At 66.6% G+C, this 23460-nt stretch carries 26 protein-coding genes; 11 read left to right on the top strand and 15 right to left on the bottom strand.

Going from position 1 to position 23460, the window contains the following annotated elements:
• Position 1: 1 nt before the first annotated feature.
• Both QN347_RS09820 and QN347_RS09815 read left to right on the top strand, forming a co-directional pair.
• Positions 2-832: a hypothetical protein gene (locus QN347_RS09820; RefSeq protein WP_322160241.1), complete on the top strand. Its 831-nt coding sequence runs from the start codon at positions 2-4 to the stop codon at positions 830-832.
• A complete protein-coding gene (locus QN347_RS09815) occupies positions 829-1569 on the top strand; it encodes a hypothetical protein (protein WP_322160239.1) in 741 nt (246 codons plus the stop codon). The genes QN347_RS09820 and QN347_RS09815 overlap by 4 nt, the downstream gene beginning before the upstream one ends.
• On the opposite strand, the gene QN347_RS09810 is transcribed toward QN347_RS09815, so the two are convergent.
• From QN347_RS09810 to QN347_RS09800, 3 genes are all read right to left on the bottom strand, one after another.
• The gene (locus QN347_RS09810; RefSeq protein ID WP_322160238.1) at positions 1542-2132 is read right to left on the bottom strand and encodes a GNAT family N-acetyltransferase; all 591 of its coding nucleotides are present in this window, start codon (positions 2130-2132) and stop codon (positions 1542-1544) included. The genes QN347_RS09815 and QN347_RS09810 overlap by 28 nt on opposite strands.
• Positions 2133-2136: 4 nt before the next feature.
• On the bottom strand, positions 2137-2976 hold the full coding sequence (gene hemF / locus QN347_RS09805; RefSeq protein WP_322160236.1) for an oxygen-dependent coproporphyrinogen oxidase: 840 nt from the start codon (positions 2974-2976) through the stop codon (positions 2137-2139).
• 74 nt (positions 2977-3050) lie between these two features.
• On the bottom strand, positions 3051-3500 hold the full coding sequence (locus QN347_RS09800) for a tRNA (cytidine(34)-2'-O)-methyltransferase (protein WP_133189721.1): 450 nt from the start codon (positions 3498-3500) through the stop codon (positions 3051-3053).
• A 188-nt stretch (positions 3501-3688) separates the two neighbouring features.
• Between QN347_RS09800 and petA the strand changes: the two genes are divergently transcribed.
• The 5 genes from petA (at position 3689) to QN347_RS09775 (ending at position 7584) form a co-directional block, all read left to right on the top strand.
• Positions 3689-4261 (top strand): ubiquinol-cytochrome c reductase iron-sulfur subunit, encoded by a 573-nt coding sequence (gene petA, locus QN347_RS09795; RefSeq protein ID WP_133189719.1) that lies wholly within the window; start codon positions 3689-3691, stop codon positions 4259-4261.
• Positions 4262-4271: 10 nt separating this feature from the next.
• Positions 4272-5579 (top strand): cytochrome b, encoded by a 1308-nt coding sequence (locus QN347_RS09790; protein WP_189675365.1) that lies wholly within the window; start codon positions 4272-4274, stop codon positions 5577-5579.
• Positions 5580-5594: 15 nt separating this feature from the next.
• A complete protein-coding gene (locus tag QN347_RS09785) occupies positions 5595-6413 on the top strand; it encodes a cytochrome c1 (protein WP_133189715.1) in 819 nt (272 codons plus the stop codon).
• A 109-nt stretch (positions 6414-6522) separates the two neighbouring features.
• Positions 6523-7059 (top strand): adenine phosphoribosyltransferase, encoded by a 537-nt coding sequence (locus tag QN347_RS09780; protein WP_322160233.1) that lies wholly within the window; start codon positions 6523-6525, stop codon positions 7057-7059.
• A 93-nt stretch (positions 7060-7152) separates the two neighbouring features.
• A complete protein-coding gene (locus QN347_RS09775; protein ID WP_322160231.1) occupies positions 7153-7584 on the top strand; it encodes a hypothetical protein in 432 nt (143 codons plus the stop codon).
• A 38-nt stretch (positions 7585-7622) separates the two neighbouring features.
• On the opposite strand, the gene QN347_RS09770 is transcribed toward QN347_RS09775, so the two are convergent.
• The 5 genes from QN347_RS09770 to ychF form a co-directional block, all read right to left on the bottom strand.
• The gene (locus QN347_RS09770) at positions 7623-8072 is read right to left on the bottom strand and encodes a MaoC family dehydratase (protein WP_189675362.1); all 450 of its coding nucleotides are present in this window, start codon (positions 8070-8072) and stop codon (positions 7623-7625) included.
• Positions 8073-8110: 38 nt separating this feature from the next.
• A complete protein-coding gene (locus QN347_RS09765; RefSeq protein ID WP_322160229.1) occupies positions 8111-9385 on the bottom strand; it encodes an ectonucleotide pyrophosphatase/phosphodiesterase in 1275 nt (424 codons plus the stop codon).
• A 252-nt stretch (positions 9386-9637) separates the two neighbouring features.
• The gene (locus QN347_RS09760) at positions 9638-11263 is read right to left on the bottom strand and encodes a hypothetical protein (RefSeq protein ID WP_322160227.1); all 1626 of its coding nucleotides are present in this window, start codon (positions 11261-11263) and stop codon (positions 9638-9640) included.
• A gap of 49 nt (positions 11264-11312) precedes the next feature.
• A complete protein-coding gene (locus tag QN347_RS09755; protein ID WP_322160225.1) occupies positions 11313-11627 on the bottom strand; it encodes a hypothetical protein in 315 nt (104 codons plus the stop codon).
• Between the two features lie 38 nt (positions 11628-11665).
• A complete protein-coding gene (gene ychF, locus QN347_RS09750; protein ID WP_322160224.1) occupies positions 11666-12766 on the bottom strand; it encodes a redox-regulated ATPase YchF in 1101 nt (366 codons plus the stop codon).
• Positions 12767-12964: 198 nt separating this feature from the next.
• Between ychF and QN347_RS09745 the strand changes: the two genes are divergently transcribed.
• Positions 12965-13615, top strand: coding sequence for a hypothetical protein (locus tag QN347_RS09745; protein WP_322160222.1), 651 nt, complete (start codon positions 12965-12967; stop codon positions 13613-13615).
• A gap of 131 nt (positions 13616-13746) precedes the next feature.
• Here QN347_RS09745 and QN347_RS09740 read toward each other — a convergent pair whose 3' ends face one another.
• Positions 13747-14361 carry a TIGR02466 family protein gene (locus tag QN347_RS09740; protein ID WP_322160220.1) on the bottom strand — a complete coding sequence of 205 codons (615 nt, stop codon included), beginning with the start codon at positions 14359-14361 and terminating at the stop codon, positions 13747-13749.
• Positions 14362-14426: 65 nt separating this feature from the next.
• Here QN347_RS09740 and QN347_RS09735 point away from each other — a divergent pair, with 65 nt between their 5' ends.
• The gene (locus tag QN347_RS09735; protein ID WP_322160219.1) at positions 14427-15614 is read left to right on the top strand and encodes a JmjC domain-containing protein; all 1188 of its coding nucleotides are present in this window, start codon (positions 14427-14429) and stop codon (positions 15612-15614) included.
• A gap of 15 nt (positions 15615-15629) precedes the next feature.
• Here QN347_RS09735 and pth read toward each other — a convergent pair whose 3' ends face one another.
• From pth to QN347_RS09705, 6 genes are all read right to left on the bottom strand, one after another.
• On the bottom strand, positions 15630-16199 hold the full coding sequence (gene pth, locus QN347_RS09730) for an aminoacyl-tRNA hydrolase (protein WP_322160217.1): 570 nt from the start codon (positions 16197-16199) through the stop codon (positions 15630-15632).
• A gap of 93 nt (positions 16200-16292) precedes the next feature.
• Positions 16293-16976, bottom strand: coding sequence for a 50S ribosomal protein L25/general stress protein Ctc (locus QN347_RS09725; protein ID WP_133189697.1), 684 nt, complete (start codon positions 16974-16976; stop codon positions 16293-16295).
• Between the two features lie 252 nt (positions 16977-17228).
• Positions 17229-18086 carry a TraB/GumN family protein gene (locus QN347_RS09720; protein ID WP_322160215.1) on the bottom strand — a complete coding sequence of 286 codons (858 nt, stop codon included), beginning with the start codon at positions 18084-18086 and terminating at the stop codon, positions 17229-17231.
• On the bottom strand, positions 18083-19009 hold the full coding sequence (locus QN347_RS09715) for a TraB/GumN family protein (protein ID WP_322160214.1): 927 nt from the start codon (positions 19007-19009) through the stop codon (positions 18083-18085). Before QN347_RS09715 ends, QN347_RS09720 begins: the two co-directional genes overlap by 4 nt.
• Before the next feature lie 30 nt (positions 19010-19039).
• Positions 19040-19489: a hypothetical protein gene (locus tag QN347_RS09710; protein ID WP_322160213.1), complete on the bottom strand. Its 450-nt coding sequence runs from the start codon at positions 19487-19489 to the stop codon at positions 19040-19042.
• Positions 19455-19670 (bottom strand): helix-turn-helix transcriptional regulator, encoded by a 216-nt coding sequence (locus QN347_RS09705; protein ID WP_322164109.1) that lies wholly within the window; start codon positions 19668-19670, stop codon positions 19455-19457. Before QN347_RS09705 ends, QN347_RS09710 begins: the two co-directional genes overlap by 35 nt.
• 269 nt (positions 19671-19939) lie before the next feature.
• Between QN347_RS09705 and QN347_RS09700 the strand changes: the two genes are divergently transcribed.
• Positions 19940-20809: a glycine--tRNA ligase subunit alpha gene (locus tag QN347_RS09700; RefSeq protein WP_322164108.1), complete on the top strand. Its 870-nt coding sequence runs from the start codon at positions 19940-19942 to the stop codon at positions 20807-20809.
• Positions 20810-21023: 214 nt separating this feature from the next.
• Positions 21024-23447 (top strand): glycine--tRNA ligase subunit beta, encoded by a 2424-nt coding sequence (glyS, locus tag QN347_RS09695; RefSeq protein WP_322160212.1) that lies wholly within the window; start codon positions 21024-21026, stop codon positions 23445-23447.
• Positions 23448-23460: the final 13 nt, after the last annotated feature.

Raw genomic sequence — 23460 nt, 5'->3', positions numbered from 1 at the left:
CGTGAGCGTGACGATGAGCACCGTGTGGGATCGCACCACGGACTGCCTGAGCGAGCGCCGCGCCGCGATGCTGCCGATCGTGCTGCTCGGGCTGTTCGTGCCGCTGGCCCTGATCGGTACACTGATGCCGCTGATGGGATCGAGCGGGCATGGCGGCGACCTGCTGCTCGGGATCATCGTCTTGCTGCTGTCGCTGCTGACGAGTTGGGCGGGGCTCGCGCTCACCGCGCTCGCACTAGATCCGGCGACCCCGCGCGTTGCCGCGGTGCAGGCCGCCAATCGGCGTTTCCTGCCCGTGCTCGGGATCGGGCTGGTGACGCTCGCGGTGGTCGTGGTGCTGGCGATGCCGATCGGGATCGTGCTTGGCCTGAGCGGGATGAACATGGCCGCGCTTGCCGCCGGCACGCTGCAGCCGGGCGACGTCAATGGCGGCGCGATGGCGTTCGTCTCGCTCTACAGTCTCGTACTGGCCGTCGTGCTGTTCTGGGCCTATGCGCGCTGCGTGGTGCTGGTGACCCCGATCGTGCTCGAAGAGCGGCGCGGATTGGGCGTCTATCGCCGGAGTTTTGATTTGACGCGGCATATCGCGTGGAAGGTGATCGGCGTGGTGATGCTGTACGGCGTGGTTTCATGGGTCGCCTCGGCGGCGGCCAAGAGCGTATTCGGGACGGTGTTCGCGCTCGTCCTCGGCGGCGAGGGGACCGTCACGCTCGCCAGCATCCTTACGCAGGTCGTCGTCGCTGGCGTCTCGACGCTGTTCTCGCTGCTCGCGGTGGTGTTCCTCGCCAAGCTATATCTCGCCGCCCGCGAGGCGATCGTCGCGCGCTCATGAAGCTCGATGCTGCCGCCGTGCTGCGCGACGCCTGGGCGATGGCGAAGCGCGATCGCGACCTGTTGATCGCGGTCGGGGGCGTCTTCCTGCTGGTGCCGAGGGTGGCGCAAGTGATGTTCGTTGATCCGACCCCGCCGCTGCCCGCGTCGAGCTCGGACCCGGTCGCGCTGCAGGCGTGGCTCGATGCGGTCGCTCTGTGGTCGAGGCATAACGACCTGCTCGTGCTCGCGTTGACGCTGGCGTCGTTGTTCGGAACGCTGACGCTGCTGCTGCTCTATACCGATCGCGACCGCCCCGATGTCGCCGGCGCGTTGCGCAAGGCTTTGCCGCTGCTGCCGCGCTACATCCTGCTGGCGCTGGTGGTGACCTTCCCCGTCAACATCGCCTCGCTGCTGCTGATTCCGGGCCTGTATCTGAAAGGGCGGTTGATGCCGATCGGCCCGGCCTTCGTCGGCGAGCGGCCGCTCGGCGTGATCGCGGCGTGGCGGCGCAGCTTTGCGCTCACGCGCGGGCATGGCCTCACGCTGATGGCGTTTGCGTGCGTGCCGTTGATTGCGGGCGACGTGCTGGCACTGCCGTTCGAATTGCTCGGCTCGGCGATGAACGGCGCGCCGATGGCCAACCCAGTCGTCGCTGCAGTGCTCGACGTGTGCAATGGCGGCGCGCGCAGCGTCGCGACGATCGCCGCGATCCTGCTCGAGGTCGCGCTCTACCGGCGGCTCAGAAGCGGAATCTGAGGCGCCGTCTCGGGCGGGAGATGCCCGGTGATGCGCGGATCGGTGAAGGTTTCGATCGTCCGCTGGATCGCGGTGAAGCCTTGCGCGCGGTAGAAATTCAGCGCGCTCGGGTGGTCGAGCGTGCAGGTGTGGAGCCAGACGCGCGCGATTCCCTTGGTCCAGGCGCGCGCGAGCGTTTCTGCCATCAGCCAGCGGCCAAAGCCCTGACCCGCAAGTTCGGGGATGAGCGCGAAGTACGAGATTTCGCATGTTGCGGGCTGGCGGAAGTCGAGCTCGACCATCCCCACTTCGATCCCCGCGGGATCGACCACGGCATAGATCGCAACGGCCGGATCATGGATGATCGCGCGCAGGGCGGCTTCGTCGATCACGAGGCGCGAGAACCACAGCCACGGCGCGCCGACGCGGCGGAACAGAACGCGGTAGCGATCGGGCGTCGGCGCCTCCCAGCGCGCGAGCCGTAGCCGCGAGGCGGGGAGGGGGCGCAGCGGCGGCTTTTGCCGCATCTCGAGCGTGGTGACGATCGCCGCGACCTCTGCGTCGCGGACCGGTGTCAGCCCCATCGGCTCACGACCAGGTCGCGAGCGGCGGCAAGCTCATCAGGATCGCATCGATATTGCCGCCGGTCTTTAGCCCGAACAGCGTGCCGCGATCATAGACCAGGTTGAATTCGGCATAGCGCCCGCGCCATTCGAGCATCTGCGCGGTGTCGGCGGGCGTGAACGGCAAGTTCATCCGCCGCCGCACGATCTTCGGGTAAACGTCGAGAAACGCGCGGCCGAGATCCTGGATGAAAGCGAAATTGGCGGCGAAATCGCCCTCGAGATGGTCGCAGAAGATCCCGCCGACGCCGCGGTGCACCTTGCGGTGCGGGATGTAGAAATAGTCCTCGGCCCATTTCGAATAGCGCTCGTAATAGTCCGCGCCGTGCGAGTCGCACGCGGCTTTCATCGCGGCGTGGAACTCGGCGGTATCCTCAGGGTAGGGGAGCGGCGGGTTGAGATCGGCGCCGCCGCCGAACCAGCGCTTGGTGGTCACGAGGAAGCGGCAGTTCATGTGGACCGCGGGGACATGCGGGTTCGCCATGTGCGCAACGAGGCTGATGCCGGTGGCAAAGAAGCTCGGGTCTTCGGCCGCGCCGTGGATCGACTTGGCGAATTCGCCCTCGAACGCGCCACCGACGGTCGACACGTTGACGCCGACCTTTTCGAACACGCGTCCCTTCATCACGCCGCGCACCCCGCCGCCGCCGTCACCGCCGCTCGGGTCGGTGCGGTCCCACGCGGTGTAGTCGAAATCGGCGTCCGATCCGGCCTCGCGTTCGATCGCGACGAATTCGGCGCAGATCTGGTCGCGCAATTGCTCGAACCAAAGGCGGGCGGTGGTTTGTTCGGGGTCGAGTTGCATGGCGCTGTTGTGACGAGGGATCGCGCTCAAGTCGAGATGGCTTTCCACATCCTCCCCCGAGTTCCGGGGCAGATTTAGGCGGGCCAACCGCCGGTCTGGCGCAGCGCCTCGCTCAGCGCGATTCCCGCCGCCACCGCGATATTGAGTGAGCGCATTCCCGGTACCAGCGGGATCCGCACCGCAAGATCGGCCTGGTCGTGCACCGCGTCGGGCACGCCGCTGCCCTCCGATCCCATCAGCAGCACGTCGTCGGCGCGGAACGCTGCGGCGTCGAGCCGCACGCCGCCGCGCGTGGACAGCAGCACGATTCGCCCCGGCACAGTCGCGACGAACGCGTCCCAGTCGACATGTCGCCGCACCTCGACCAGTTCGGCATAATCCATCCCCGAGCGGGCGAGCGCCTTCTCGCTCCAGGTGAAGCCCGTCGGCTCGATCACGTCGACGCCTGCGCCGAGACAGGCGCCGAGCCGGAAGATGGCGCCGACATTGCCGGCCATGTCGGGTTGATAAAGAGCAATACGCATGCCGCCCCGCTAGCACCCTTAAAATGCAGTTGGCAAAAGCTAGGCGGCCCGGCTACCAGAGCCCTCAAGCTTCCCCGATCGAGGGAAGCGTTCAGGCGTGCCTGTGGATCCGTCGTGCAGGGCGTCGTGTCAAAAATTGATCGCTCGACCGCGCGCAGTGGCGGGGGGCGAAGAACAAGGGCGAGTGGATGGCAAGCGGAAACACCCTGGACGTTCCCCTACACGAGGAACCGCACCATGACGGGGAGCCGCGACGTCGCGATTTCCTCAACATCGCGGCGGTCTCTGTCGCCGGCGTGGGCGCGCTCGCCATCGTCGTCCCCTTGATCAACCAGATGAACCCGTCGGCCGACGTGCTCGCGCTGGCGACGACCGAAGTCGATCTCAGCAAGGTCGAGGCCGGACAGGGCGTCGTCGTGTCGTTCCGCAAGCAGCCGCTCTTCGTCCGCAACCTGACGCCTGCGGAAATCTCCGCCGCCGACAAGGTCGACATCAAGTCGCTGCGCGACCCCGAAACGCTCGAGCAGCGCACGCGCGGTCAAAAGAACTGGCTGATTACGCTCGGCGTCTGCACGCATCTCGGCTGCATCCCGCAGGGCATCACCAGCGGCGAGGATCGCGGCCAGTTCGGCGGCTATTTTTGCCCGTGCCACGGGTCGCAATACGACACCGCGGCACGCATCCGCAAAGGCCCGGCACCGAAGAATCTGCTCGTGCCGGATTACAAATTCACGTCGCCGACGACGGTCGTGGTGGGTTGAGGATAGCGATATGAGTTTTCCCTGGGCCAAGCATTACGAACCCAAGAGCGGGTTCACCAAATGGATCGACCAGCGCCTGCCGCTCCCGCGGCTCGTCTATGGCGCGGTCGGTGCGGGCTATCCCGTGCCGCGCAACCTCAACTATTTCTGGAACTTCGGCGTGCTCGCCGGCGCGGCGCTCGCAATCCAGATCGTCACCGGCATCGTTCTCGCGATGCACTATGCGGCCAATGGCGGCGTGGCGTTCGATTCGGTCGAGCACATCATGCGCGACGTGAACGGTGGCTGGTTCCTGCGCTATGCGCACGCCAACGGCGCCTCGATGTTCTTCGTCGTGGTCTATATCCACATCTTCCGCGGCCTCTTCTACGGATCGTACAAGGCACCGCGCGAGATGATCTGGCTGCTCGGCGTCACGATCTTCCTGCTGATGATGGCGACCGCGTTCATGGGCTACGTCCTCCCCTGGGGGCAGATGAGCTTCTGGGGCGCGCAGGTCATTACCGGCTTCTTCTCGGCGATCCCGGTGGTCGGCGAGACGATCCGGATCTGGCTGCTCGGCGGATACGCGCCGGACGATGCCGCGCTCAACCGCTTCTTCTCGCTCCACTATCTGCTGCCGTTCGTGATCGCGGGCGTCATCATCCTGCACATCTGGGCGCTGCACATTCCCGGCTCGAACAACCCGACCGGCGTCGATGTGAAGGGCGAGCAGGACACCGTCCCGTTCCATCCGTATTACACCGCCAAGGACGGCTTCGGGCTCGGCGTGTTCCTCTTCATCTTCGCAGCGCTCTTGTTCTTCGCGCCCAACAGCCTTGGCCATCCGGACAACTATATCCCGGCAAACGCGCTGCAGACGCCGGCGCACATCGTCCCCGAATGGTATTTCTGGCCGTTCTACGCGATCCTGCGCTCGTTCACCGCGGACTTCCTGTTCATCCCGGCCAAGCTGCTCGGCGTGCTCGCGATGTTCGGCTCGATCCTGATCCTGTTCTTCCTGCCGTGGCTCGACAGCTCGCCGGTGCGGTCGTCCAACTATCGCCCGCTGTACCGCATCTTCTTCTGCGTCCTGGTGGTCGACGTGCTGGTGCTCGGCTGGGTCGGTGGATCGGAGATCTCGCCGTTCAAGGTCGCGCTCGGGCAGATCACCGCAGCCTATTATTTCGCACACTTCCTGATCATCCTGCCGATCGTCTCGCGCGCCGAGCGGCCGCAGCCATTGCCGAACTCGATCACCGAGGCGGTGCTGGCGAAAAAGGGTGGCACCAGTCCGGCTCATACCGCGCTCAGCGGTAGCCCGGTTCCGGCCGAATAAGGGGCATTCAGACCAATGGTTCGCGCAATCGCAATCCTCATCGGCGCCGGTATCGTCGCCTGCCTCGCCTGGGCGCTGTTTGGCACCGTCTCGGGCGCCATCACCGACCCGGCGCCCCCCACCGCGGTCGAGGAATTCCATCGCCATCCCAAGGACGTCGAGCTCGCCTCTAACGGCTTGCTCGGTACGTATAACGAGCGTCAGCTCCAGCGCGGCCTGCAGGTCTACAAGGAAGTCTGCTCGAACTGCCACTCGCTCAAGCACGTCGCGTTCCGCGACCTGACCCAGCTCGGCTACTCGGCGGGTCAGGTGAAGAAGTTCGCGGCGGACTGGGCGGTCAAGGCCAAGCAGTTCGACCCCAAGTCGGGCGACACGACCGAGCGTCCCAACACGCCGGCCGATTATTTCCCGGCGGTCTATTATCCCGGCACCGGCAACCCGCCAGATCTCTCGCTGATCACCAAGGCGCGGCATGAAGGCCCGGCCTATGTCTATTCGCTGCTGACGGGGTATCAGGATCAGCCGGCCGCGTTGCTCAAGCACTTCCCCGACGCGAAGGTGCCCGACGGCCTCTACTACAATCCGTATTTCGCGAACCTCAACCTCGCGATGCCGCCACCGCTGACGCAGGATGGGCAAGTCACCTATCTCGACGGCACCAAATCGACCGTCGATCAGAATGCCAAGGACGTCGCGGCATTCCTGACCTGGGCGGCCGAGCCAAACCTGCCGGCACGGCATGGCTATGGCCTCGCAGTCCTCGGCTTCCTGCTGCTGTTCTGCGTGCTTTCCTACGGCGCCTATCAGAACATCTGGCGCGACATTAAGCACTGATCCATACGTCGCCCCGGCGAAAGCCGGGGCCGCTGCGTTGACTCGCGGAACGCCTGGTTCGCGAACCGACATAACGGCCCCGCCTCCGCCGGGGCGACGAGGAATTTTCGTGTCCGACAATGACGACCTCAAGGCGCTGATCCGGACGATCCCGGACTTCCCCAAGCCCGGCATCCAGTTTCGCGACATCACGACCTTGCTGCTCGACCCGCACGGCTTTGCGCAGGCGATCATGCGAATGGCGGCGACGACGCTCGGGCCGATCGATCTCGTCGCCGGGATCGAGGCGCGCGGCTTCATCTTCGCCGCCGCACTCGCCCGCCCGCTCAACGCCGGCGTGCTGCTGATCCGCAAGGACGGCAAGCTGCCCGGTGCGACGATCGCCGAGGATTACGCGCTCGAATATGGGACCGACCGCATCGTGATGCATGCCGATGCGCTGGCACCTGGCAAGCGCGTGTTGCTGGTCGACGATCTCATCGCCACCGTTGGTACCGCGCGCGCCGCGCTGCGGCTGCTGCGCAAGGCAGGCGCGGTGGTCGAACAAGCGCAGTTCCTCGTGGATCTGCCCGATCTGGGCGGCGCCGATGCGTTGCGCGCCGACGGCGTTACGGTCGATTCGCTGATCGCCTTCCCCGGGCACTGAGCATCGGACAGGAACCAAGCATGAGCCGCCGGGTTGAGGATCTAACCCCGCGCCCCGCATAATGTCCGGCGCGTCGTCCAGCAGGAACGCGCCATGTCCTTTATCAAGCTAACCCTCGCCGCAGCCGCCCTCGTCACCGTCGGCGGCCTTTCGGGCTGCGTCGACGATTACGGTTATGGCGGCGTCCAGGTCGGCTATGGCGCAAGCGCGTGGGATCCCTATTATGGCGGCTACAGCGCGGATCCGTATTGGGGCTGGCAGGGCGACTATTATTACCCCGGCTCGGGCTATTACGTCTACGATCGCAACAATTACCGCCACCGCTGGAACGACCAGCAGCGTGGCTATTGGCAGGGCCGCTCGCAGCAGTGGCGGGGTGCGCGCCGCGAGATTCGCCCGATGTGGCGCGATTACGGCATCCAGGGGCGCCCGGGTGGCGGGTTCCGCGGGTCGCCAGGGCGCGGGCCACAGGGCGGTGGCGGCTATCACGGCGGCGGCAATCGCGGCGGTGGGCATCACCGCTGATCGTCAGTCGTCCTTACTGAATCCGCCGCGTCGAACCATTACGCGGCGGGTCGGGTGCGAATGAGGCCGATCGAGACGAAGGTCATCACCGTGACATCGTCCTGGTTGAGCACGGTCATCCGGCTGCGATAGCTCCCCATCTCGGGCCGGCTCTGCGATGCGCGCTTGTCGAGGATCTCGGTTTCGCAGCGCAGCGTGTCGCCGGGATAAACGGGCTTGAGCCAGCGCAGTTCGTCGATCCCGGGCGAGCCGAGACCGGCTTGATCGTGTGCCTTGAGGTTCTCGACAACCATTGCCATCGTCATCGCGCAGGTGTGCCACCCGCTCGCCGACAGCCGGCCGAAATGCGTCTCGGCGGCGGCCGCATCGGAGAGGTGGAACGGCTGCGGGTCATAGGCCTTGGCGAATGCGACGACCTCGTCGTGCAGCACGGCATACTGGCCGAACGACGCTTTGGTACCGACCACGATATCTTCGAAATATTGCATCGCGCGAGTGTCTCGCGCGCCCGCGTCGAAGGCAAGCGCTACTTGGCGAGCGCTGCGCGGAACGGCGCGTCGTCGCCGTCGAGTCCGGTCCCCGCGGGCAGGCCGAGCACATCGCGGATCAGCGGCGCGACATCGACATTGTCGAAACCGGGCAGCGGCCCGAGCGGCTTGATCGCCGGGCCGCTGGCGATGAACAGCGCGGCCATTTCGGGCGCGGCATTGTCGAAGCCGTGATTGCCGCCGGGCTTGGCATCGGGCTTCGGCGTGCTGGCGGTGAGCGACCAGCCCGTCTCGGCCAGGCAGAAATAGGGCGGCACGCGCGGGTTGGCGCCGTAGTGCAGCCGTGCCGGGATCTCGCGCTTGCGCCAGCAATCGTAATGCGCGTGATGGCCGAGCAGCGCCCTTTCGAGCGCCGCCTCATGTCCGGGCACCGCATAGAGGCTGGCGAACGGCCCCGATTCGAACAGGCGATAGTCCGCCGGGTTGGCAATGCTGTCGAGCGCGATCGTACGCGCCGGGCTGGTCGCGGCCATGCCGTGATCGGCGACGATTATTAGATTGGCGGGCTGGCCGAGTGTTCGCAGGCCCGAGACGAGCGCCCCGATCTGGGCGTCGATCTGCTTGACCGCTTCGGTCGTCTCGGGCGCGTCGGGGCCAAAGCTGTGGCCCGCACTGTCGACGGTATCGAAATAGAGCGTGATGAAGCGCGGGCGCTGCGCCGCCGGCCGGCGCAGCCAGTCGATCACGCCGGCGACGCGCTGTTCGCCCGGCACCGCTTGGTCGAACGGCCACCAATCCTCGGGCCGCATCCCGCCATTGGTCGCGCCGTGACCCTTGAGCGTGCCGCCCCACGCGACGTTCGAACCCGGCCAGAACATCGTCGCGCTGCGGACCCCACCGCGCTCGGCCGTGACCCAGAGCGGCTCGGCGGCGTTCCACCAGAAGGGGTCCTTCGAATCCTCCATCGTGAACTTCTCGCCCGGCCGCGCGACATCCTCCATCGCGTTCGAGACGATGCCGTTGCGATCGGGCCGGAGGCCGGTGACGAGCGTCCAGTGATTCGGGAAGGTCTTGGAGGGGAAAGACGGCCGCATCGCCGCGCTGATCCCGCTTGCGGCGAGCGCATCGAGGTTCGGCGTCACCCCGCGGGTGCGGTAATCGGGGCGGAAGCCGTCGATCGAGACGAGGATCGTGACGGGCGTCCGCGCTTCCGCGCGCAGCGCGCTGGGGCGCGGTCCGGGGGCGGGCGCGGTGACGCAGGCTTGCAGGGCGGCGCACAGAGCTGCGGCAAAGATCTTGGTGGTAAAACGCATGTGCGATTCCCTGCGACACGATTGCGTCGGCGCTATGACAGGGTGCGCTGGGCGCGCCTAGCGGGCGCCGCCTGCTGTTCCCCCTTCTGATCCTCCTTCTTCCCCGGCGAAGGCCGTGGCCCAGTCGTGGAACGATGGCGAGAAAGCGCGGCGCTCGCTTGCGATCGGCTCGCTCCCGGGCCCCGGCCTTCGCCGGGGAAGAGAAGAAGAAAGGGGAAAGGGTAGACGAGAAGGGCAGGCGCGATGGTGCGCCTATCCCCCCAGCGAGACCTTGGCGAACAGGCTGACGCTCACCGGCATCTTGCCATACGCGGCATCGAGTGCTGCGGGCTTGGCGAACACCCCGACCGACCCGCCGAGTGCGAGATCGAACGGCCAGACGAACGGCAGCCGATAGGCATAGCCCCCCTCGAGCTTGCCGACGCGGAACTTGCGGTCGTGCAGCGGGTCGGTCCGATCGGGGAACAGCTCGTCATTTGCGACATTCTCCGCGCGCGCGAAGACCGTGTGGTGCCGGTCGATGTCCCAATTCGCCTCGGCGAGCCATGCGGTCAGCGTGCGCCCGGGCAGCAGATGCTTGTTCGAGAAAGCGAGCAGTGCCGAGACGCCGTGCTGCGCATATTGCACGCTCGCGGTGGTGCGCGCTTCGTCGCGGTCGGGTTCGAGCTGTTCGGGGCTCTTGAGCCGGCCGTGGCTGACCTGCACCGCCCAGGCGGGCGAGGGGGTCCAGGTCGCGCGCACGCTCCACGAATCGAGGCTGGGGCGCTCGATGTTCCAGCGAAACTGGTCGGGCTCGCGTCCGCGAAACGCCGAGGCCTCGAGCTGCCAGCGCGATGCCGCATAGCCAACGGTGACGACGCCGTAGCTGATATGCGTGCTGTCGAACCAATGGTGCGTGATCGGCGAGAGCGGCTGGTAGGTCGCCGAGGTGCGGTGCATGAACGCCGACGGTCCGATCGCCGGCTCGGCGACGGGACCGCCATAGACGAACACGCTGCCGGGCCCGGCATCGACATCGAGCCGCGCCGACAGCTCCATGAAGAGGTCGTGCGGATGCTGGCGATCGGTCAACTGGATCCTGCCGTCGGCGGTTTCGCCGGTGGCGAAGAGGTTGGGATAGCCCTTCGCGCCCATCGCCGGTTCGAGGCTCATCATCGAGCGCAGCTGCAACCGCGCTCCGCCGTAATCGCGCGCGGCGGAGAGCATCGCCATCGAGGTAACGAACGCTTCGTTCTCGCCGCGCGGCCCGCCCTGATCGGTATACACGCCCCAGGCATAGCCGTGGAGCATCAGCATCCAGTCGCCCGCCATGAAGTGCGACCCCCGCATCGCCCCATCGTTGCCGGGGTTGCGCGCGGTGCCCGAGCCTTCGGCATAGGCACCGTCGGGCGGGCCCATCGTCATGCCGGGCATGGCCGCCATGTCGTGGTCGGTGTTCTCGATGTGCTCGGTGTGGCCCCCCTGCCCGGTTGGGACGGGGGCCGCTGGCGGCATCGCCATGCCAGGCATCGCCTCGGATGTCGGATCCGTGGCGGCATCCCCGGCTTGCTTCGCCGGCGACGGCCCGGGCGAAGGCGTAGAGTTGGTTGTCGGCGCGTGCTGCGCGTGATTTTCAGCCGCTCGCGACTGGGCCCCGGCCTTCGCCGGCGAAGCGGAAGGGGGGAGGGGGGGAGTGGCGGGAGCTGCGGCGGGCGTATGCACGGGTGAAGCGTCATGCTGATGCACCGGCGCCGGAACCGCGCGTTTCGGTTTCGGCTTCGGCTTCGGCTTGGCGGGCATCGGCATGTCCATCTTCATGCCGGGCATCATCTGCGCGAGCGCGCCCGTCGGCAGCAACGCCGCCACGGCACAGCCCGCGATCATCATCGATCGAGTCATTGTCGGTCCTCACGAACAAGAAAGCAAAGCGGGCACATGGCCCGCCGGTTTAGGCTTTCGAGCGCGGAGGGGGCAAAGCGGGCGGCGTGCCCGATGCCGGGTCGAACGCCGCGGCAACGATGCGCCGTGGCGGTGCGGCGGGTGCCAGCGGCGCGGTTACGCCGCGCGCGGCAAGGCTCGCGGGCGGGATGCAGCCGATGCACATGTGCGGGATGGTCGCATGGTCGTCGCGGACCGGCGCGGCGTGGCCGGCATGATGCATCGCCGTGGCCTTCGGCGCGGGCGCGTCATGGCACGGCGCGCTCGCGAATGCCGGGAAGGCAAAGGCTGCCAAGAGCAGCGCAAGGATCAGGCGGGCGAACACGCGGACAGCGCTACGCCGTGTCCGCCCGCACGACAAGGTCAGACGTTGAAGCGGAAGTTGAGCACGTCGCCGTCATGGACGACATACTCCTTGCCTTCCTGACGCAGCTTGCCGGCATCGCGCGCGCCGGTTTCGCCGCCAAGCGCGACATAGTCGTCATAGGCGATCGTCTCGGCACGGATGAAGCCGCGCTCGAAATCGGTGTGGATCTCGCCCGCTGCCTGCGGGGCCTTGGCGCCGGCATGGACGGTCCAGGCGCGCGCTTCCTTCGGGCCGACGGTGAAGAAGGTGAACAGCTTGAGCAGCCGATAGCCAGCGACGATCACGCGCGTCAGGCCGGTCTCGGTCAGCCCAAGCTCGGCCAGGAACTCGCCGCGCTCCTCGGCGGCCATCGTGGCGATCTCGGCCTCGATCGCGGCGGAGACGACGACGGCTTCGGCGCCCTCGGCCTTGGCCTTTTCGAACACGCGCGCCGACTGGCTGTTGCCGTTGGCGGCGCTCGCCTCCTCGACGTTGCAGACATAGAGAACGGGCTTGGCGGTGAGCAGCTGCGCCTGGCCGAAGGCGCGCGTCTCGTCCTCGTCCTTGGGCACGGTCAACCGCGCGGGCTTGCCCTCGCGCAGCAGCTCGAGTGCTTGCCCCAGCACCGAAGCGGCGACCTTGGCTTCCTTGTCGCCCTGCGTCGCCTTCTTGAGCAAATTGGGGACGCGCTTTTCGAGGCTCTCGAGGTCCGAGAGCATTAGCTCGGTCTCGACCGTCTCGGCATCGGCAATCGGATCGACCTTGCCCTCGACATGCGTGACGTCGTCATCCTCGAAGCAGCGCAGCACGTGGACGATCGCGTCGACCTCGCGGATGTTGCCGAGGAACTGGTTGCCGAGCCCCTCGCCCTTCGACGCGCCGCGGACGAGCCCGGCGATGTCGACGAAGCCGAGTTGCGTCTCGATGATCTTGGCCGAGCCCGCGACCGCGGCGAGCTTGTCGAGCCGCGGATCGGGCACCGCGACGTTGCCGACGTTCGGCTCGATCGTGCAGAACGGATAGTTCGCCGCCTGCGCCGCTGCGGTCTGCGTCAGCGCGTTGAAGAGGGTGGACTTGCCGACATTGGGCAGCCCGACGATGCCACAGCGAAAACCCATGATATTCCTTGGTGTGCGATGATGTGCGTGAAAGCCCGCCCGATACGGCGTTGCGCCGCGAAAGACCAGCCTGTCGCACCATGAAGGCCCTTGATGAAGGCCCTTGCCGGGAACCCGCAAAGGCATAGGCTGTTGATTCTGGATCAAGTCGCTTGCTTGCCGAGTCGTACGTCGGAGTTTCTTGCTGGGGTCAATGAGATGCGCCGAAAGTCTCTGCAGAGCTGCTGTGTCACGATCCTGCTCTCGGGCATGGCGCCGGGCGTTGCCAATGCGGCTGATTTCGAATCGCACATCGTTTCGCTCGAAGACCCGGCGAGCACGCAGGACCCCGCCGCTGTGCGCGGTACGACCGCTCATGCGCTCGTATCGATGTCCCCGCATACCGAAACGGGTGACCAGCCTGCGGTCTCCTACGATCTGCGGCTCGCGCGGGGCTATCAGGCGAACGCGGTGACGACGCTTAAGCAGAATTTGCGCGCGCGCGGCACCGGGATGAAGGACGCCTATGCGCATGGCGATCGTGGACTGCGGGTTTCGGTCGGATCGAGCTATCACATGCGCTACCGCGCTTCGGATGTCGGGCCGGGCGCCGCGGCTGGCACCGCCGCGCTGATGCGGCTCCCGGTCGGCGCGGTAAATTTGCGAGACGGGTATGAAAATTACGCGCCGGTCGCGATGCTTGGCTATGGCGCCGCGGTCAGCGAGCGGATGAAGGTCGGGATCGAAGGGGGCATGATGGTCGGCCGCTCGACCGCGATGTATGCCGACGAGACGGTCCCGGGCCTGCGCGAGGAGAGCCATAGCGCGCGCAATCCGGTGGCGGATCTGGTGATGACCTACGCGTTTTGAACGCCACAGCGTGACTCGTCACCCCGGGCTGGTCCCGGGGTCCACCGCGATACGAATGCCGCAGCCGCAATGCGCGCGGCACGGTGGGCCCCGGCACAAGGCCGGGGTGACGATTGGATGCTTAGCCGAGGCTACCAGCGATAGTTGAAGCTGATGCTCACGCGCTCGGTCTTGGCGGTCCCGGGCGCGACCTCGTGGCGCAGCCAGCTTTCCCACAGCAATACGCTGCCCGCCTGCGGCTCGACATAGACGAAGGTCTTGAGCGGCTCGGCGACATCGTCGCGGCGGCGCGGGGCGGCCATCATCATCGGCAGCCGCGGATCCTCGAACTTGATCGCGCCCGCGCCCGGCGGGACGGCGATATAGACCGTTCCCGAGATCACGCTGTGCGGGTGGATGTGCCCCGAATGCGTGCCGCCCGGCTTCATCACATTGACCCACAGGCTGTCGAGCTTGAGCTTGCCGCCGTCGAGCTCGAAGCCACAGTCCTCTGCGAAGGCGGCGACATGCTTGTTGAGCAGCTTCACCAGGTCGGCGAACGCCGGGTCGCGCATCGGCAGGTCGTTGAGCGAGGCGTAGGAGGTGTAGCCGCGATAGCCATGCGCCTTCGACCAGCTCCGTCCGGCGCGATCATCCTCGGCGAGCGCGTGGCACGAGCGTTCGAGATCGGCGACCAGCGCCGCGTTCTTGAGCTTCGCCTCGTAGAGCGGGGTGGCGAACAGGCTGCGGGTCGAGGCATTCTTCATGCTGCGCCCTATCCTCCAGTGCGACGCCGTTGCCAAGGTGTCGGATGCACGTCTAGATTTCGCGCGTGACCTTTGCAGATCTCGTCGCGCCGCTCGACAGCGCCGTCTTCCAGTCGAGCTATTGGGGCGTGCAGCCCGTGCATATTCCCGCGCCGCCGGGCGGGCGGGGCGCTCTGCTCGATTGGGCGCGCTTTGCTGAACTGCTCGGCGTCGGCGCGCACTGGACCGCGTCGAACCTCAAGCTGATCCTCAACAGCCGACCGATCGTCCCCGATTTCTACCTCGACGGCGATGCGACCATGCCGATCGAGGCGCGGCGGGTCGATCCGGCACGAGTCGACGTGTTCCTAGGCATGGGCGCCAGCTTGGTCGCCAACGATATCGAACGCATCGCGCCCGAAATCCGAGACTGGACGCAAATGCTGGGCGAGCAGTTCGCCGCGCTGACCAACGCGAACGTCTATTGCTCGTTCAAGGGCGTCCAGGCGTTCGCCACGCATTTCGACGTGCACGACGTCTTCGCGCTCCAGTGCGAGGGCGAGAAGGTGTGGCGCATCTATCAGAACCGTGCCGACGCGCCGCTCGTCGCGCCGCACGGTGGCGAAGAGGTGCAGCGCCAGATCGACGCGGCGCGCGGGCCCTTGCTCGCCGAGGTGCGGATGCGGCCGGGCGACGTTCTGTATCTGCCGCGCGGCTGTTACCATGATGCCTTGGCGCAGGACGGCGCGTCGCTGCACGTCACCTTCGCGGTCGCGCCGCTGACGGGGATGACGCTGCTGCGCGTGCTCGAGACCGAGGCGCGACGTGATCCGCAGTTCCGCGCGTATCTCGAGGATGCGCGGGTCGATGCGGGCCAGCCGCTCGCGGCGCAGTTGCACGCGCTGGCGACGCGGCTCGGCGAACTCGCGGCCAGCCCGCTGGTGCGCGATGCGGTGATCGACGCGCAGCGTGCGCGGGTTCGGCCCATCCATGCCTTCACGCTGCCGCAGCATCCCGCGCTTGAATCCTATGCGCGGACGCAACGGCCAGCACGGATCGATTGGCGCGATAGCGGGATGGTGCTGCTCACGCAGAGCGGTGCGCATCCGCTCGGGACGTTCGGCGCGGTGGCCGAATATGCGCTGTCGCGGCCGGCTTTCTCGGCACAGGAGTTGCGCGCGCGGTTCGCGCATGTGCCAGTGGCCGAGCATGACGCGCTGATCGCGTTGCTGGTGCGCGAACGGCTGTTCGAACGCTACACGCCCGAGATGTGACAGCGCGGCGGGCGTTCAGCCCGCGAGGCGCACCGCGACGTCGCTCATGAATCGCCCGTCGTCACCGCTCGCGAGCCATGGCGACTCGGCCGCGACCGCGCCGAGCATGTCGGCGAGCGGATCCATTTCGGCCTTGGCGTAATTGCCGAGCACGTACGGGCTGACTTTGTCTTTATGGCCGGGGTGGCCGATGCCGAGGCGGACGCGGCGGAAGGCGTTGCCGATATGCGCTTCGGTCGAGCGCAGGCCATTGTGGCCAGCGGTGCCGCCGCCAGTCTTCACCTTCACGCGAAACGGGTCGAGATCGAGCTCGTCGTGGAAGACGGTGACGTCGCCGTCGGCGAGCTTGTAGAAGCGCATCGCCTCGCCGACGCTGCGGCCGCTTTCGTTCATGAAGGTGGCGGGTTTCAGCAGCAGGATCTTCTCGCTGCCGATGCGGCCTTCCTGGGTCCAGCCCTGGAACGCCTTCTTGACCGCGCCGAAGCCGTGTATCTCGGCGATCGTGTCGAGCACCATGAAGCCGACATTGTGCCGGTTGAGCGCATATTGCGCGCCGGGATTGCCGAGACCAACCCAGATTTGCACGGCGAATGCCTACCTTTTCAAACGAACGAGGCAGCGAAAGCGTCTGCTTCCGCTGCCCCGATTGTGCGCATCCCGCAAGGGGACAGCGGCTGCTTACTCGGCCTTGTCGCCTTCGGCTTCGGCTTCTGCTTCGGCGGCTTCAGCCTCTGCTTCAGCCGACTGAGCTTCCGCAACGGCAGCCTCGAGCTCTTCGTCCTCGACGGTCGGGACCGTCGGCGGAACGATCGTCGCGATCGCGAAGTCGCGGTCGGCGATCGCCGGCGTCACGCCCTTGGGCAGCTTGACGTCCGAGATGTGGATCGAGGCACCGACGTCGAGACCTGCCAGCGAGATCGTGATCTCGGTGGGGATGTCGGCCGCGTCGCAGACCAGCTCGAGCTCGTGGCGCGTGATGTTGAGCACGCCGCCGGCCTTGGCGATACCGGGGGCATCGTCCTCGTCAGCGAACACGATCGGCACGTTGACGTGCACGGTGGTGTGCGCGCCGATGCGCAGGAAGTCGACATGCGTCGGACGATCGGTGACGGCGTCGAACGAGACGTCCTTCGGCAGGGTGCGGATCTGCTGGCCACCGGCGTCGACCATGACGACCGAATTCATGAAGTGACCCGTCATGAGGAGACGCATCAGCGCCTTTTCCTCGACGTGGATCGAGAGGGGTTCTTGCTTGTTGCCGTAGATCACGGCGGGGACGCGGCCTTCGCGACGAAGCAAACGGGAGGCTCCCTTGCCAACCTGTTCGCGCGTCTCGGCTGCGAGCTCCAATTGGTCGCTCATTGCATTACTCCGAAATACGGTTGTGGTGTTTCCGGCCAAGCCTCCAGGGATGACCCTGGCCGAAGCGCGGCGCTATAGGGGAGGCGGGGCTTAAGTGCAAGACGACGGTTCGGCGCTTCCGCCCCACACGTCACCCCAGCGAAAGCTGGGGTGACCCTGGAAGGCGCGCACCCGAAGAACCACGAGACCCCATCCTTCGCTGGGGTGACGGGTGGAGGGTGAGCCTTCGCACGATATCGCCCGCCCGTTATCCTATTCGACCCGCTCGACCTTCAGTCCCCGCGCCTGCAGCATCGCAATGACCGACCCCGGCCCTACCAGATGCCCCGCGCCAACCGCGACGAACACCCGCCCCGGGCGCGCCAGCCGACGCACGATCGTGCTCGCCCAGCGAGCGTTGCGATCGGTCACCAGCGCCGCCCCCATCGCCGAATCGCGCCGTAACGGCGCGACATCGGCGGCTAGCCCCGCCGCATCGCCGGCCATCCACGCGGTGCGCAGGGCGGCATCGCCCTTCGCCGCCGAGAGGACGTCGCGCGCTGCAGCGATCAGCAACACCCGCTGCGACTCGGCGGGGAGGCGGTCGAACAGCCGCAATTGCCCCTCGCGGCTCTCCAGCGCACCGATCGCCTTGCCGGCAAACGCCCGCGTCAGCACCGCCTCGACGCCATTGGCGGCGTCGGAGTCGAAGAGATGTCCGGCCCCGGCGCTGATCGTCAGCGCCGCCGCCCAGGTCTTCAACCCATCGAGCGTTTCCGGCGATTGCCCCGCGACCGCCATGCCCCGCGCGAGCGTCGCGCGATCGGCCGCCGCCACCCGGTCGAGCAACGGCGGCAAACCCGGTTGCTCGGCCAGCGCCAGGAACTGCGCGCGCGCCGCGGCGTCGGCGGCGGGCGGCACTTCGAGGATCAGCGTGTCCGCCGCCGCGATCGCGCCCGCCACCGTGGGCGTCTGCCAGGCGACGCGCGGCGGCAGCGCGTGGATCGATCCGAACAGCCAGATCGTCGTATCGCGGTCCGCCACGCGCCATAGTGCTGGATGCGCCGGGATCTCGGGCGCCTGCGCGCACGCGGCGAGCGCCAGCCCGATCGCCAGCGCCGCGTACCTCAATAGCGGATCCGCGTCGCGACGATGCGATGCTTGGCGAGCTGCGCCTGGACGCTATCCTTGCCCGCGAGATGCCCCGCGCCGACCGCGATGAACACCGTGCCCGGCGTCTTCATCCGCGAATCGATCCAGGTCGCCCAGCGCGCGTTGCGATCGACCAGCAGCACCTTGTAGAGATTCTTCTGCCCGGTCAGATCCTCGTTCATCAGCTTGCTCAAGCCCTCGGCGTCGCCCGCTTTCCATTTGTCGACCATCGCGTTGATCGTGGTGTCGAACTTGTCGAGGTCCTTCACGCTTTCGAGCAGGAAGGCGATCTGATCGGCCTGTGGCAGATCGTGGAAATAGCCGAGCTGCTGTTCGAGCGTCTCGAGCCCGGTGACTGGCTTGCCCGCGGCCTTGGCGGCGGCATCGAGCGCCATCTCGGCGCCGTCGGCGGCGCTGTAGCCCGCCTTTTGCAGCGAGATCTGCGACATCGTCACCGCAGCGAACCACGGCTCGAAGCGATCGAGCGCGGCGGCGGGAACGCCGAGCTTGGCGAGCGCGGCGGCGTAGGCCGCGCGGCTTTTTTCGGGGAGCTTCTGCGTCAGCGTGGGGCCGGTCGGGTCCATCGCGAGAGGTCCGATCACCTTCTGCGCCTGCTCGGGCGTGGGCAACGGGATTTCGAGCACGAGCTGCCCGCTCGCGTCGAACGCCTTGCGCACCGCCGAATCGAACCAGCTGAGGTTCGGCTTGAGCGCATGGACCGTGCCGAACAAATAGATCGCCGTGTCCTTGTCCTTGACCACCCAGAGCGCGGGGTCGGCGGGAACGGTGGCGACGGGCGCGGGCGCCGCCGGGGCAGGGGCAGGAGCTTGCGGCGCGGTGTTGGCGGCGAGCAGCAGTGCGGCGAGCGTGATCACCGTCTGCCCGAAATCGAGCGTCTTCATGGTTCGATCCTTCTTAAAGGTTTGGCGAGGTCAGCGCAGCTTGCGCCAGGCATAAGCGAGGCCGGTCGAGACCAGCACCGCGAGATAGAGCGTCATCGCATCGGGGGCGGGGACGAGGCCGCCCTTCCAGAGGATCAGCCAGACGGGATAGGCCATCAGCAGCACGTTGGCGCCCATCGTCGCGGCCCAGTAATTGTCGAGTCGCTGGAGCTCGTCGATCGTGCGGTAATAGACGAGGCTGCCTGCCGTTACCGCGCCGATCAGCAGCAGCGCGGCAAGGATCGCGAACCATGCCGGCAGCGAGCCGCCGGTGGTGAGCGTCGCCTCGTGCGGCTCGATCAGCGCGGCGGTGAAACCGACCGCGCCGCCGAGCACGCTGAGCACGGCGAAGGTGATGAACGTGCGGCGCGAGCGCGTGCGATCGGCGGCTTCGCCGGGGCCCATCTCATTCTGCGGCATGGCAATCTTCAGTCTGGTCATCGAAAATCTCCTCGATCGGCATTTCGAACAGGCGCGCCAGCTTGAACGCGAGCGGCAGCGACGGATCGTATTTGCCGGTTTCAATCGCGTTGACCGCCTGCCGCGATACGCCGAGCCGGCCGCCAAGCTCGGCCTGGCTCCAGTCGCGTTCGGCGCGCAGCACCTTCAAGCGGTTCTTCATATCGGTTTCCATCGCGGTCGCATCGTCAAGCGAGCGGCGACGTCGGGCTTGCTGGATGATCGTGCATCGGTCCCTCCATCATGCGACACTGACACTATGTCAGCTGTCCATGACTAAATGACAGCGAGTCGTGTCTATGTCAAGAACCCCTTACAAAAGGTCAGTGCATGCTGACGGGGAAGCGAACTGCCCCAAGCGCGCAGTTGAAATTCCGCGCGCCCTGCGCCAAAGCCCGCGGCGTGACCGACAGACCCCTCAGCTTCCAGGGCATGATCCTCAAGCTCCACGAATACTGGAGCCAGCATGGCTGCCTCATCCTCCAGGCCTATGACATGGAGATGGGGGCGGGGACGTTCCACACCGCCACGACGCTGCGCGCGCTCGGCCCCAAGCCGTGGAACGCCGCCTTCGTCCAGCCGTGCCGCCGCCCTACCGACGGCCGCTATGGCGAGAATCCCAACCGGCTGCAGCATTACTATCAGTATCAGGTGATCCTGAAGCCGAGCCCGTCGAACCTGCAGGAGCTGTATCTCGGCAGCCTCGCGGCGATCGGCATCGATCCGCTCGTCCACGACATCCGCTTCGTCGAGGACGATTGGGAAAGCCCGACGCTCGGCGCGTGGGGGCTGGGTTGGGAAGTGTGGTGCGACGGGATGGAAGTCACCCAGTTCACCTATTTCCAGCAGATGGGCGGTTTCGACATGAAGCCCGTCGCGGGCGAGCTCACCTACGGGTTGGAGCGGCTCGCGATGTACGTGCAGAATGTCGACAATGTGTACGACCTGGCGTTCAACGATGCCGGCGTGACCTATGGCGAGGTGTTCCACGAGAATGAGGTCGAGATGTCGACCTGGAACTTCGAGGTCGCCGACACCGACAGCCTGTTCGACCAGTTCCGCAAGCATGTCGCCGAGTGCGAGAACAGCCTCGCCGCCAAGTTGCCGATCCCGGCCTATGAGCAGGCGATCAAGGCGAGCCACGTGTTCAACCTGCTGCAGGCGCGCGGGGTGATCTCGGTCGCCGAGCGCCAGGCCTATATGGGCCGCGTGCGCGATCTCGCGAAGGGCAGCTGCCAGGCGTGGATGGACAAGAATGCCGAGGGCTGGAAGGCCGAGTATCCCGCCTGGAACGCCGCGTGATGTTCGGCGCCGCAGGCACTCTGCCTCTTCCTTCGTCTCTCCGCGTCTCCGCGTCTCCGCGAGAACCAAATTTCTTGTTCACGCGGAGACGCGGAGACGCGGAGAAAAAGAGTTTCTTCGCGTCTTCGCGCCTTCGCGTGAACCGACCTTCTTTTTCACGCGAAGACGCGAAGCCGCGAAGCCGTTGCGTTTCGATCGCTGACGGGGTGTGCGCATGACGGACTTTCTGCTGGAGCTCCGCTCCGAGGAAATCCCCGCGCGGATGCAGGATCGCGCGCGCGAGGATCTCGCGAAACTGTTTGTCAGTCACGTGGTCAAACAGCTTGGTTCTGAGCTGGATCAGGCTAGCGGGCCCATGATCGGGATCGAGACCTACGCCACGCCGCGCCGCCTGGTGCTGATCGCGCGCGATCTGCCTACGCAGACTGCCGCCGTGTCGGAAGAGACCAAGGGCCCCAAGACCAGTGCCCCGCCGCAAGCGCTCGAAGGATTCCTGCGCAAGACCGGCCTGACGCGCGAGCAGCTTGTCGAGCGCGACGGCATCCTGTTCGCGGTGATCGACAAGCCCGGCCGCGCCACCGCCGACGTGCTGGCAGCAGCGATCCCCGCGATCGTCCGCGCCTTCCCCTGGCCCAAGGCGATGCGCTGGGGCGCTGCCTCGACTACCATGGAATCGCTGCGCTGGGTTCGCCCGCTGCAGGGGATCGTCGCCTTGTTCGGCGACGCCGTGATCGACTGCGAGATCGCCGGCATCATCAGCGGCGCCGCGACTGTCGGGCATCGCTTCCACCATCCGCATGTCATCACGATCGGCAGCGCGAATGACTATGTCGAGAAACTCCGCGCCTGCCATGTGATCGTCGACCAGGCCGAACGCCGCCAGATCATCGCGCTCGGCGCGACGATGGCCGCGCGCAAGGCCGGGCTCGAACTGGTGCAGGACGAAGGGCTGCTGAGCGAGAATGCTGGCCTCACCGAATGGCCGGTGCCGCTGCTCGGCCGCTTTGACGAGGCGTTCCTCGAAGTGCCGCCCGAGGTGATCCAGCTGACGGCGCGCGTGAACCAGAAGTATTTCGTGTGCCGCTCGGCCGACGGCGCCTTGGCGAACGCGTTCATCTGTACCGCCAATATCGACGCGGCCGATGGCGGCGCGAAGATCGTCGAAGGCAACCGCAAGGTGCTCGCGGCACGGTTGTCCGACGCGAAATTCTTCTACGAGACCGATCTCAAGGTGCCGCTCGCGGAGCAGGCGGCGAAGCTCGACCGGATCGTGTTCCACGAGAAGCTCGGCACGGTGGCGGACAAGGTCGACCGCGTCGCCAAGCTCGCGCGGTGGTTGGTGGAAGAGGGCATCGTCACCTCTTCTGCTCCCCTCCCGCTCGCGGGAGGGGCTGGGGGAGGGCCTGTTCCCCTCGCCGACGCCGCCAGTGCTGACGGCCCCTCCCCTAACCCCTCCCGCAAGCGGAAGGGGGACCTGTCGCGCGCGGAACTGGCCGACCTCGCCGACCGCGCCGCGCGGCTGTGCAAGGCCGATCTCGTCACCGGCATGGTCGGCGAATTCCCCGAGCTGCAGGGCTTGATGGGCGGCTATTACGCCGCCGCGCAAGGCGAGCACCCCGCCGTCGCCGCGGCGATCCGCGATCACTACAAGCCGGTCGGGCAGGGCGATGACGTCCCGACCGATCCGGTGACGGTGGCGGTGAGCTTGGCGGACAAGCTGGATACGATTTCTAAGTTTTTTGAAATAGGCGAATTGCCTACTGGTTCGAAGGACCCGTTTGCGCTCCGCCGAGCAGCGCTTGGCATTGCTCGCCTCATTCAGCAGAACCAAATTCGGATACAGTTGAGACCAATCTTGGCGGGCCAGGTCATGATTGGGGATGCTTCACCCGACATGCACGAGATTGTTCGCATAAGCTTTTGGTCGCAAACATGGGCTGAGATTCAACATGCCTATGCGTGGGGCCAGCCTCACAACGCGTATCCTGAACCGCTAGAAAGTCTTCCGGTAACGGTCGATGCGCTCCTCGACTTTTTCGCAGACCGCCTCAAAGTCCAGCAACGCGAAGCCGGCGTCCGGCATGACCTGATCGACGCGGTGTTCGCGCTCGGCGGCGAGGACGATCTCGTCCGCCTGCTCGCGCGCGTGCGGGCGTTGCAGGGGTTTGTCGGGACCGAGGATGGGGCGAACCTGCTCGCCGGGTACAAGCGCGCGGCGAATATCCTGAAGAAGGAGGGCTTCGGCACGTCCGCCCCGGCCGTCACCCCAGCGAAAGCTGGGGTCTCCGCGGCGGGCGCGCACCCGGAGAACCACGAGACCCCAGCGTTCGCTGGGGTGACGGTTGAAGAGAGCGCGGGTTCGCACACTGCACCGTCCTACACGCCAGAACCTGCCGAAACCGCACTCGCCACGGCGCTCGACGCGGCCGAACCGGCAGCCTCCGCAGCGATCGCGCGCGAGGATTTCGAAGCCGCGATGGCCGCGCTCGCAACCCTGCGCGCCCCGATCGACGCGTTCTTCGAAAGCGTCATCGTCATTGACCCTGAACCCGCCAAGCGCACGGCACGGCTCGGTCTGCTTGATCGCGTTCGTGCTGCGGTGCACAGCGTGGCCGACTTCTCGAAGATCGAGGGCTAGCCCCCGCGATGAT

Origin of the sequence: Sphingomonas sp. 10B4, from assembly GCF_035019905.1 — a bacterium.
In the GTDB taxonomy this organism is placed as follows: Bacteria; Pseudomonadota; Alphaproteobacteria; order Sphingomonadales; family Sphingomonadaceae; genus Sphingomonas; species Sphingomonas glacialis.
Note: the sequence above shows the minus strand (reverse complement) of the source record. Positions and strands in the feature narration are given on the sequence as shown.